The 11,610-nt window shown below is 66.4% G+C and carries 6 protein-coding genes; 4 read left to right on the forward strand and 2 right to left on the reverse strand.

What is annotated here, in order from left to right:
- Positions 1-453: 453 nt before the first annotated feature.
- Both aceF and aceE read right to left on the reverse strand, forming a co-directional pair.
- A complete protein-coding gene (gene aceF, locus ACYRGX_RS06460; protein ID WP_473055785.1) occupies positions 454-2,418 on the reverse strand; it encodes a dihydrolipoyllysine-residue acetyltransferase in 1,965 nt (654 codons plus the stop codon).
- Positions 2,419-2,445: 27 nt separating this feature from the next.
- Positions 2,446-5,091, reverse strand: coding sequence for a pyruvate dehydrogenase (acetyl-transferring), homodimeric type (gene aceE / locus ACYRGX_RS06465; RefSeq protein ID WP_473055786.1), 2,646 nt, complete (start codon positions 5,089-5,091; stop codon positions 2,446-2,448).
- Positions 5,092-5,344: 253 nt separating this feature from the next.
- On the opposite strand from aceE, the gene glnE reads away from it, so the two are divergent.
- From glnE to ACYRGX_RS06485, 4 genes are all read left to right on the forward strand, one after another.
- Positions 5,345-8,305 (forward strand): bifunctional [glutamate--ammonia ligase]-adenylyl-L-tyrosine phosphorylase/[glutamate--ammonia-ligase] adenylyltransferase, encoded by a 2,961-nt coding sequence (gene glnE / locus ACYRGX_RS06470; protein ID WP_473055787.1) that lies wholly within the window; start codon positions 5,345-5,347, stop codon positions 8,303-8,305.
- Between the two features lie 84 nt (positions 8,306-8,389).
- Positions 8,390-9,433, forward strand: coding sequence for a lipopolysaccharide heptosyltransferase II (gene waaF, locus ACYRGX_RS06475; protein ID WP_473055788.1), 1,044 nt, complete (start codon positions 8,390-8,392; stop codon positions 9,431-9,433).
- Positions 9,434-10,432 (forward strand): lipopolysaccharide heptosyltransferase I, encoded by a 999-nt coding sequence (waaC, locus tag ACYRGX_RS06480; RefSeq protein ID WP_473055789.1) that lies wholly within the window; start codon positions 9,434-9,436, stop codon positions 10,430-10,432. It begins immediately after the preceding gene.
- Complete coding sequence (locus tag ACYRGX_RS06485) at positions 10,433-11,554, forward strand: glycosyltransferase family 4 protein (RefSeq protein ID WP_473055790.1); 1,122 nt, start codon at positions 10,433-10,435, stop codon at positions 11,552-11,554.
- Positions 11,555-11,610 lie beyond the last annotated feature (56 nt).

The raw sequence follows: 11,610 nt of genomic DNA on the forward strand, positions 1-11,610 counted from the left end.
CCCGGGTACAGCGAACGCCCTTGCGAGCCGTGGTCCCGACAGGGTGCATCATCAAGGGCTAGGCTGGCAAGCGGCCACGTCGTCCCGCTGGTTATTTTCTCATCCTACTTAAGCTTCGACTCATAAGCCTATGGTTTAACAGGGAAAAGTAGGGGCTTGTGGTGACCGTAGGTTCATTGGGTGGACGTTTTGGGCGGCCTCGGTCGCAGTTTGCTGCGGGTGGCTGGTTTGCGGATCGTCCGATTTTTCGCCCTGAGTGTTTCCCGAATATGTCAGCCGTACCGCCCAGTGAAAAATGTAGCTCGAATCGAGACAGTAGAGCGGCTGGCGCTGTTGCGCTGGCCAGCGCAACGGCTCGTCCAGGGCATAAAAAAACCCCGCCAATCGGCGGGGTCGAGGTACGAGCGTGGCATGCTCGAACGGTTGCGAGGTCGCCCGAGGGCGACCAACGAATCACAGCAGCAGGGTGCGGATGTCCGCCAGCAGCTCCGACAGGCGCTTGGTGAAGCGCGCCGCGGCGGCACCGTTGATCACTCGGTGATCGTAGGACAGCGACAGCGGCAGCATCAGGCGCGGCTGGAAAGCCTTGCCGTCCCAGACCGGCTGCATGCTGGCCTTGCTGACACCGAGGATCGCCACTTCCGGCGCGTTGACGATCGGCGTGAAGCCGGTACCGCCAATGTGCCCGAGGCTGGAGATGGTGAAGCAGGCGCCCTGCATGTCGTCGCCAGTGAGCTTTTTCTTGCGGGCCTTGTCGGCCAGCTCGGCGGCTTCGCCAGCCAGCTGCAGCAGGCTCTTCTGGTCGACGTTCTTGATCACCGGGACCAACAGGCCGTCCGGGGTGTCCACCGCGAAGCCGATGTGCACGTACTTCTTGCGGATCACCGCCTTGCCGCTGGGCGCCAGCGAAGCGTTGAACTCCGGCAGCTCCTTGAGCAGGTGGGCACAGGCCTTGAGCAACAGCGGTAGGACGGTCAGCTTGACGCCGGCCTTCTCCGCCGCGGCCTTCTGCGAAACGCGGAAAGCTTCCAGTTCGGTGATGTCCGAGGACTCGAACTGGGTCACGTGCGGCACGTTCAGCCAGCTGCGATGCAGGTTGGCGGCGCCCACCTGCATCAGGCGGGTCATCGGGACTTCCTCGACCTCGCCGAACTTGCTGAAGTCCACTTCCGGGATCGGCGGGATGCCGGCACCGCCGGTGGCACCCGCGGCGGGGGCCTGCTTGGCCTTCTGCATCATCGTCTTGACGTAGGCCTGCACGTCTTCCTTGAGCACGCGACCACGCGGGCCGGTGGCGGCCACGTCAGCCAGTTCCACGCCGAACTCGCGGGCGAGCATGCGTACGGCCGGACCGGCATGCACCTTCTTGCCGTCACGGCTGGGCGCGGCGGCGACCGGTGCCGCTTGCGGAGCAGCGGCGGGCGCGCCCTGTTTGTTCGGCGCGGCCTGCTGCTGCGGTGCCTGAGTCGGCGCGGGCGCTGCGGCAGCCTTGGGTGCGGCCTTGCCAGCCACCTTGAGGGTGAGGATCAGGTCGCCGGTCGTGGCCTGGTCGCCGACCTTGATCGACACGCTCTCCACTACGCCAGCCTTGGGCGCGGGGATTTCCATGCTGGCCTTGTCGGATTCCAGGGTGATCAGCGACTGGTCGGCCTCGACGCTATCGCCGGCCTTGACCATCACTTCGATGACATTGGCGGCGCCGCTGGAACCGATGTCCGGGATGCGTACTTCCTCGACGCTCTCGCCGGCGGGCTCTTCAGCCTCGGAGGAGACCGGTGCTTCAGCCGTGGGGGCTGCGGCCGGAGCCGGTGCGCTGGCGGCCGCCTGCGGCTTGGCGGAGGCCTCGCCCTTGAGGACCAGGATCAGATCGCCGGTGCCGACTTCGTCGCCGACCTTCACCGAAACGCTCTCCACCACGCCGGCGGCGGGGGAGGGGATTTCCATGCTGGCCTTGTCGGATTCCAGGGTGATCAGCGATTGCTCGGCCTCGATGCGGTCGCCCGGCTTGACCGAGACTTCGATGACGCTGGCCTTGCCGGTCGAGCCGATGTCCGGAACCTTGACGTCCTGGGCTTCGCCCGCAGCCGCCGGCTCTGCGGCGGGCGCAGCTTGCGGCGCTTCGGCGGCGGGCTCGGCAGCGGCCGGCTCGGGAGCCGGTGCTTCGGCCGGAGCGGCATCGCTGCCGCCCTCGAATTCGAGGTCGGCGAGCAGGTCGCCGGTCTTCAGGCTGTCACCCAGCTTGACGTGCAGCGCCGTGATCTTGCCGGCCTTGGGCGCGGGGATTTCCATGCTGGCCTTGTCGGACTCCAGGGCCACCAGGCTCTGTTCCGCTTCGACGACGTCACCGACCTTCACGAGGATCTCGATGACTTCGCCTTCTCCGCTGCCGATATCGGGTACGCGAATGGTTTCACTCACAATAGGTTCTCCTGTTCGCTCGCGTTATCAGCAATCCAGCGGATTGCGTTTCTCGGGGTCGATGCCGAACTTGGCGATGGCCTCGGCCAGCACCTTGCGTTCCAGCACGCCGCGATCGGCGAGCGCCTGCAATGCCGCCAGGGCGACCCAGCGACGGTCGACTTCGAAGAAGTCGCGCAGTTTCTTGCGGCTGTCGCTGCGGCCGAAGCCGTCGGTGCCGAGCACCTGGTATTCGCGGGATGGGACCCACTGACGAATCTGATCGGCAAACAGCTTCATGTAGTCGGTCGAGGCGACCACCGGGCCGGTACGGCCTTCCAGGCATTGCTCGACGTAGGACTTCTTCGGCTCCTCGGCCGGGTGCAGGCGGTTCCAGCGGTCGATCGCCAGGCCGTCGCGGCGCAGTTCGTTGAAGCTGGTGACGCTCCAGACGTCGGCGCCGACGCCGAACTCGGCGAGCAGTTCCACCGCGGCGCGGACTTCACGCAGGATGGTGCCGCAACCCAGCAGTTGCACGCGGTGCGCGAAGTCGCCCTCGGCTTCCTCGAGCAGGTACATGCCCTTGATGATGCCGTCCTCGACGCCCTCGGGCATCGCCGGCTGCTGGTAGTTCTCGTTCATTACCGTGATGTAGTAATAAACGCTCTCCTGCTTCTCCATCATCTGATGGGTGCCGTGCTGCATGATCACCGCCAGCTCGTAGGCGTAGGTCGGATCGTAGCTGCGCACGTTGGGGATGGTGCTGGCGAGGATGTGGCTGTGACCGTCCTCGTGCTGCAGACCTTCGCCGTTGAGCGTGGTGCGCCCGGAGGTGCCACCGAGCAGGAAGCCGCGTGCCTGTGCGTCGCCGGCCGCCCAGGCCAGGTCGCCGATACGCTGGAAGCCGAACATCGAGTAGAAGATGTAGACCGGCAGCATCGGCACGTTGTAGTTGCTGTAGGCGGTGCCCGCAGCGATGAACGAGGAGAACGCGCCTGCCTCGTTGAGGCCTTCCTGAAGAATCTGGCCGTCTTTCTCTTCGCGGTAGTACATCACCTGGTCACGGTCGACCGGCTCGTACAACTGCCCCACCGGAGAGTAGATACCCAGTTGGCGGAACATGCCTTCCATGCCGAAGGTGCGCGCCTCGTCGGCGAGGATCGGCACGATGCGCTTGCCCAGCTCCTTGTCCTTGACCATCGAGGCCAGGATGCGGCCGAACGCCATGGTGGTGGAAATCTCGCGATCACCGGAACCGTCGAGCACCGCCTTGAGGGTTTCCAGCGGCGGTGTGGGGATGCTCACGCTGGTGTTGCGGCGCTGCGGCAGCGAGCCGCCGAGCTTCTCGCGGCACTTGCGCAGGTACTTCATCTCGGCGCTGTCTTCGGCCGGACGATAGAACGGCAGGTCTTCGAGCTGCGAGTCGTTGAGCGGAATGTCGAAGCGATCGCGGAATTTCTTCAGCGACTCGATATCGACCTTCTTGGTGTTGTGTGCGGTGTTCTTCGCTTCGCCCGCGCCGGTACCGTAGCCCTTGATGGTCTTGGCCAGGATGACGGTAGGCTGGCCCTTGTGGTTGACCGCCTGGTGGTAGGCCGCATAGACCTTGAACGGATCGTGGCCGCCACGGTTGAGCTTCCAGATCTCGTCGTCGGAGAGGTGCTCGACACGCTTGAGCAGCTCCGGATCGGCGCCGAAGAAGTGTTGGCGCACGTACGCGCCGTCTTTGGCCTTGTAGTTCTGGTATTCGCCGTCGATGGCGGCGTCCATGCGACGCTGCATGCGACCGTCGTCGTCCTCGGCGAACAGCGGGTCCCACATGCGACCCCAGATGACCTTGTTGACGTTCCAGTTGGCACCTTTGAAGACGCCTTCCAGCTCCTGGATGATCTTGCCGTTACCGCGTACCGGGCCGTCGAGGCGCTGCAGGTTGCAGTTGATGACGAAGATCAGGTTGTCCAGGTTCTCGCGGCCGGCCAGGGAGATGGCGCCGAGGGTTTCCGGCTCGTCGCACTCGCCGTCGCCGATGAAGCACCAGACCTTCTGCTTGCCGGCCGGGATGAAGCCGCGGTTCTCCAGGTACTTCATGAAGCGTGCCTGGTAGATCGCGGTGATCGGGCCCAGGCCCATGGAAACGGTGGGGAACTGCCAGAAGTCCGGCATCAGGTGCGGGTGCGGATAGGACGAAAGGCCTTCGCCGTCCACTTCCTGGCGGAAGTTGTTCATCTGGCCTTCGGAAAGGCGGCCTTCGAGGAACGCGCGGGCGTAGATGCCGGGGGAGGCATGGCCCTGATAGTAGATGAGGTCGCCGCCGTGTTCTTCGGTCGGGGCCTGGAAGAAGTAGTTGAAGCCGATGTCGTACAGGGTGGCGCTGGAGGCGAAGGTGGAAATGTGGCCACCCAGGTCCGGGTCCTGCTTGTTCGCGCGCATCACCATGGCCAGGGCGTTCCAGCGCACCAGCGAACGGATGCGGCGCTCCATGAACAGGTCACCGGGCATGCGTGCCTCGCGGGTGACCGGAATGGTGTTGCGGTAGGGCGTGGTGATGCCATAGGGCAGCGGGGTGCCGCTGCGGGTGGCCAGCTCACCCAGGCGGGTCAGCAGATAATGGGCGCGCTCTTCGCCCTCCTTGTCGAGAACGGACTCCAGGGCGTCCAGCCATTCCTGGGTTTCGACGGGATCGAGATCTTGCATGGCTTGCTCCAGGGCGGAAAGGCTTCCAGAATCGGTCGCCTAGGGCACCTCCGCCTCGTGGGCGTCGGCGTCTTCATTCTTGGATGTACCGGTAGGGGCCGGCCTTGTAGTTTTACTACATTCCGGCTGCCATTTCACCTCCCGCGATGCATTCGGGAGATGCGAAATCACTGATGCGACGATGATTTGGCTAAGCGCGCCGCATCTCCGGGACCGTCCGGTCACAGGATGGCCCGGCAGAGAAGGATAGACCATGAGCCTGCCGCAACGCCCCCCTTTGCCCGATCCGCTGCGCCCATTCGTCGAGCGTTTGCGGGAACGTTTACAGGCTGCTCTGGACCCCTTGGGCGATGCGCCCCGGGCGGCCTTGCAGGCCTGGCCTGCCGAGCGCTGGCAGGCGCTGGAGGCGCTCGCCGTGGCCAGCGACTTCGCTGCCGCACAGGTGGTGCGTGACCCAGTGTCGCTGCTCGAAATGGCATCGCAAGGCTTGCTCGAGCGCAGCCTGGAACCGGGAGAGATGCGCCGCCAGTTGCAGACGCAACTGGCCGAGTGCGTGGACGAAGATGCGCTGGCGCGGAGCCTGCGGGCGTTCCGCAATCGGCAGCAGATGCGCGTCATCTGGCGCGATGTGAATCGCCTGGCGCCGCTGGAGGAAACCTGTGCGGATCTCTCGGCGCTGGCCGATGCCTGCATCGATGTCGCGCTCGACTGGCTGCACCCGCGCCTCTGTGCCCAGTTCGGCGAGCCGCGTGGGCGACGCAGCGGGGAGGCCCAGCGACTGGTCGTGCTGGGCATGGGCAAGCTCGGCGCCGGCGAGTTGAACCTGTCCTCGGACATCGACCTGATCTTCGCCTATGGCGAAGGCGGTGAGACCGTCGGCGTGCGGCGTCCGCTGGACAACCAGGAGTTCTTCATCCGTCTCGGGCAGCGGCTGATCAAGGCGCTCGATGCGGTCACCGTGGACGGCTTCGTGTTCCGCGTCGACATGCGCCTGCGTCCCTACGGCGCCAGCGGTGCGCTGGTGCTCAGCTTCAGCGCTCTGGAGCAGTACTACCAGGACCAGGGGCGCGACTGGGAGCGCTACGCGATGATCAAGGCGCGGGTCGTCGCTGGTGATCGCGAAGCGGGTGAGCGCCTGCTGGAGATGCTGCGTCCCTTCGTCTATCGGCGTTACCTGGATTTCTCCGCCATCGAAGCGTTGCGCACGCTCAAGCAGTTGATCCAGCAAGAGGTGCGGCGCAAGGGGCGTGAGGACAACATCAAGCTCGGCGCCGGCGGTATCCGAGAGGTCGAATTCATCGCCCAGGTGTTCCAGCTGATTCATGGCGGGCGCGACCTGGCGCTGCAGCAACGGCCGCTGCTCAAGGTATTGCAGGTGCTGGAAGGGCAGGGCTACCTGCCGTTGCCGGCGGTTGCCGAGCTGCGCGATGGCTATCGCTTCCTGCGTCACGTGGAGCATGCGTTGCAGGCGCTCGACGACCGCCAGACCCAGATGCTGCCGGAAGACCCCGAGGCCCGTGCGCGGATCGCCTGGAGCCTGGGCTTTGCCGACTGGGGTGCGTTGCGCGAGCAACTGGATCACTGGCGCGCGCGCGTCGAGTGGCATTTCCACCAGGTCATTGCCGATCCCGAGACGCCGGAAGCCGTGGACGACGATGCCAGCGGCGAGTGGCTGTCGCTATGGAGTGGCCTGCTCGACGACGAGAGCGCGCAGCGGCAGCTCGGTGAGGCGGGTTTCGCCGAGCCCGGCGATGCGCTGAAGCGGCTCGTCGACCTGCGCCAGGGCGGCCAGGTGCGCGCCATGCAGCGCCTGGGGCGGGAGCGCCTGGATGCCTTCATGCCGAGTCTGCTGGCGCTGGCCGCCGGGCATGCCCAGCCGGATCTCGCATTGCAGCGAACGCTGCCGCTGGTGGCCGCCGTGGCGCGCCGTTCGGCCTACCTGGTGCTGCTTTCCGAGAACCCGGAGGCGTTGTCGCTGCTCGTCGAGTTGTGCGCCGCGAGCCCGTTTATCGCCAGCGAGATCGCCCGCTATCCGATCTTGCTCGATGAGCTACTGGATGCGCGTCGGCTGTTCAATCCGCCGAAGGCGGCGGAGCTCGCGGCGGAACTGCGCGAGCGGCTGGTACGCATTCCCGAGGACGATCTCGAACAGCAGATGGAGGCCTTGCGGCACTTCAAACTCGCCCATGGGCTGCGGGTCGCCGCCTCGGAGATCAGCGGCAGCCTGCCGCTGATGAAGGTCAGTGACTACCTCACCTGGCTGGCCGAAGCGATCCTCGACCAGGTCCTGGCGCTGGCCTGGCGTCATAGCCAGGCGCGGCACGGTACGCCACGGCGTGCCGATGGCAGCCTCTGCGAGAAGGATTTCATCATCGTCGGCTACGGCAAGGTCGGCGGTATCGAACTGGGCCATGGCTCCGACCTGGATCTGGTGTTCATCCACGATGGCGATCCCCAGGCCGAGACCGACGGCCCGCGGCCGATCGATGGTGCCCAGTTCTTCACTCGCCTGGGCCAGCGCATCATTCATATGCTCACCGCGCAGACCGCATCCGGGCAGCTCTACGAGGTCGACATGCGCCTGCGTCCATCCGGCGCGGCGGGCCTGCTGGTCAGCTCGGTACGCGCCTTCGAGCGCTACCAGCGCGACGAGGCCTGGACCTGGGAGCACCAGGCACTGGTGCGTGCGCGCACGCTGGTCGGCTGCGCGCGGGTCGGTACGGCCTTCGACGCCGTGCGTGAAAACATACTGGGACGCGAGCGCGACCTGCAGCGCTTGCGCGATGAGGTGAGCGAGATGCGCGGCAAGATGCGCGACAACCTCGGCACCCGCGCGACCGCTGCAGGCACCGCCCCGGGGGCCTTCGAGGCGGGGGCCGTGTTCGACCTCAAGCAGGATGCCGGAGGTATCGTCGATATCGAATTTATGGTGCAATACGCCGTTCTGGCGTGGTCGCACACGCATCCGCAGCTGCTGCGCTTCACCGACAATATCCGCATTCTCGAGGCCTTGGCCGAGGCCGGATTGCTGTCCGAGGAAACGGCGCGACTGCTGCAGGAAGCCTACAAGGCCTACCGCTCGGCCTCCCATCGGCTGGCGCTGCAGCAGCAGCCGGGTCGCGTGGATGGCGCGAGTTTCCATGCCGAGCGCCACGCTGTCATGCGTATCTGGCGCGAGCTGGGGTTGGTCCTGGCCACGCGACCGAATTCCTGAGGAGCCGGCAATGCAGGCGCTGGCTGCGCCCCCGGGCAAGGTGCCTGGCCGTGGTCCGTGGTTGGAGCTTGAGACTGCCTTTCTATGAATATCCTGATCATCGGCCCCAGCTGGGTGGGCGACATGGTGATGGCGCAGACGCTGTTCGTCTGCCTGCAACGCCAGTACCCCGGATGTGCCATCGACGTGCTCGCGCCGGACTGGAGCCGGCCGATCCTTGAGCGCATGCCCGAGGTGCGCCAGGCCATCGGCTTTCCCATCGGCCATGGCGCCCTCGAGTTGCGCACCCGTCGACGTATCGCCGGTGAGCTGCGTGGGCGTTATGACCAGGCGATCGTCCTGCCCAATTCGCTGAAGTCGGCGCTGGTGCCGTTCTTCGCGCGCATTCCACGGCGTACCGGTTGGCGCGGCGAGATGCGCCTGGGCCTGCTCAATGACATCCGCAAGCTGGACAAAGACCGTTACCCGCTGATGATCGAGCGCTTCATGGCGTTGGCCTATGCGCCGGGGGCCGAACTGCCGCAGCCGTATCCGCGTCCGCGCCTGGTCATCGAACCGGTCGCCCGCGAGGCGGCGCTGGCTCGCTTTGCCCTGCAACTCGATCGTCCGCTGCTGGCGCTGTGCCCTGGCGCGGAATTCGGCGAGGCCAAGCGTTGGCCCGCCGAGCATTACGCGGCGGTGGCCGAGGCGAAGATTCGTGAAGGCTGGCAGGTCTGGCTGTTCGGTTCGAAGAGCGACCATCCGGTGGGCGAGCAGATTCGCGCGCGACTGATTCCAGGGCTGCGCGAGGAGGTGAGCAACCTCGCGGGCGAGACCTCGCTGGCCGAGGCTATCGACCTGCTCTCCTGCGCCGATGCGGTGGTTTCCAACGACTCCGGGTTGATGCATGTCGCGGCCGCGCTGGAGCGTCCGTTGGTGGCGGTCTACGGTTCCACCTCGCCGGGCTTCACCCCGCCGCTGGCCGAACGTGTCGAGGTCGTGCGCCTGGGGCTGGAGTGCAGTCCGTGCTTCGATCGCACCTGTCGCTTCGGTCACTACAATTGCCTGCGTGAACTGCCGCCCGAGCAGGTGCTCGCCGCGCTGTTGCGCCTGCTCGGGCAGCCCGTCGAGCTGCGAGAGGCCGACTGAGTGCGGGTTCTGTTGATCAAGACTTCGTCGCTGGGCGACGTCATTCATACCCTGCCGGCGCTCACCGATGCCGCGCGGGCGATTCCCGGCATCCGTTTCGACTGGGTGGTGGAAGAGGGTTTCGCGGAGATCCCGGCCTGGCACCCGGCCGTCGAACAGGTGATTCCCGTCGCCATCCGGCGCTGGCGCAAGCATCCGCTGACGGCCTGGCGCAGCGGTGAGTGGGCCGCCTGCAAGCGGCGTCTGCGTGCGCCCGGCTACGATCTGGTAATCGATGCCCAGGGGCTGCTCAAGAGCGCCTGGCTGACGCGTTATACGCAGGCGCCGGTCGCCGGTCTGGATCGTGATTCCGCCCGTGAGCCGCTGGCCGCGCGCTTCTACGACCGCCGTTACAACGTGCCGCGCGAGGGCCATGCCCTGCAGCGCACGCGGCGTCTGTTCGCCCAGGCGCTGGGTTATGCGCTGGTGGACGAGATCGGCGACTACGGCCTTGACCGCCAGGCGTTGGCCAGCGCTAGCGACACGCCCTACCTGATGTTCCTGCACGGCACCACCTGGCCGAGCAAGCACTGGCCGGAGGCGCAATGGCGCCTGCTCGCCGAGCACGTCAGCGCGCGCGGCCTGGCACTGCGCCTGCCATGGGGCAATGCCGAGGAAAAGGCACGCGCCGAGCGCCTGGTCGCCGGGCTGCCGGGTGCCGAGGTCTTGCCGCGCCTCAACCTCGCTGGCGTGGCCGGCGTCATCGCCGGCGCGCGTGCCTGCGTCGCGGTGGATACCGGCCTGGGACATCTGGCCGCAGCCCTCGACGTGCCGAGCATTTCCCTCTACGGTCCGACTCGCCCGGAGCGCGTCGGCGCCTACGGTCGCGGCCAGGTACACCTGTGCTCGACCGCCCCCGGCGCCGGTGCGGGCGATCGGCAAACCCCTTGCTTCGACGGTCTTGACGCCACCCGCGTCGCGGCCGAACTGGACGCGCTGCTGGCGCGGGAGACCTGCTGAATGCGCTTGGCGTTCGCCCTCTACAAGTACTTTCCCTTTGGCGGCCTGCAACGCGACTTCCTGCGCATCGCCCAGGAGTGCCAGCGCCGTGGGCACCAGATTCGCGTGTACACGCCGATCTGGGACGGTGAGGTTCCTGCCGGTTTCGATGTGCGCGTGGCGCCGGTCAAGGCGCTGTTCAATCATCGGCGTAACGAGAAGTTCAGCGCCTGGATGGCTGCCGACCTCGCGCGCGATCCGGTGGACCGGCTGATCGGCTTCAACAAGATGCCCGACCTGGACGTCTACTACGCCGCCGACAGTTGCTTCGAGGAAAAGGCGCAGACCCTGCGCAATCCGCTGTACAAGCGCTGGAGTCGCTACCGGCACTTCGCCGAGTACGAGCGCGCGGTGTTCGCCCCCGAGTCGAAGACCCAGATCCTGATGATCTCCGAGGTCCAGCAGCCGTTGTTCGTCAAGCACTACGCGACCCCGGCCGAGCGCTTCCACCTGCTACCGCCGGGCATCGCCGCCGATCGCCGGGCGCCGGCGAATGCCGCCGAGATCCGCGCCGACTTCCGCCGTGAGTTCAAGCTGGGCGAGCAGGACCTGCTGCTGGTGCAGATCGGCTCCGGCTTCAAGACCAAGGGCCTGGACCGTAGCCTCAAGGCGCTGGCCGCACTGCCGGCGGCGCTCAAGGCGCGCACCCGGCTGATCGCCATCGGCCAGGACGATCCGCGTGCCTTTCGTCTGCAGGCCAAGACCCTGGGCATTGCCGAGCGGGTGGACATCCTCAAGGGTCGCAGCGACATTCCGCGCTTCCTGCTGGGCGCCGATCTGCTGATCCATCCGGCCTACAACGAGAACACCGGCACGGTCCTGCTCGAGGCGCTGGTGTCCGGCTTGCCGGTGCTGGTCACCGAGGTCTGCGGCTACGCCCACTACATCGCCGAGGCCGACGCCGGGCGCGTAGTGCCTGCGCCGTTCGAACAGGCCTCGCTCAATCGCCTGCTGGTGCAGATGCTCGAGGACGACGCCCAGCGCGCGGCCTGGAGTCGCAATGCGCTGGCCTTCGCCGACTCGGCGGACCTGTACTCCATGCCGCAGAAGGCCGCGGACGTGATCCTCGGAGAGACGGCATGAAGTCGGTCGCCTGCCTTTCTTGCGGTCCGCAGCATGGCCGTCGCCCCCTCTCCCCA

It is taken from the genome of Pseudomonas sp. R4-15 (assembly GCF_055768815.1).

Excerpts from the sequence above, each read along its gene's own strand:
- aceE (WP_473055786.1), bottom strand. The coding sequence starts at position 5,091 with ATGCAAGATCTCGATCCCGTCGAAACCCAGGAATGGCTGGACGCCCTG.
- glnE (WP_473055787.1), top strand. The coding sequence starts at position 5,345 with ATGAGCCTGCCGCAACGCCCCCCTTTGCCCGATCCGCTGCGCCCATTC.
- waaF (WP_473055788.1), top strand. The coding sequence starts at position 8,390 with ATGAATATCCTGATCATCGGCCCCAGCTGGGTGGGCGACATGGTGATG.
- ACYRGX_RS06485 (WP_473055790.1), top strand. The coding sequence starts at position 10,433 with ATGCGCTTGGCGTTCGCCCTCTACAAGTACTTTCCCTTTGGCGGCCTG.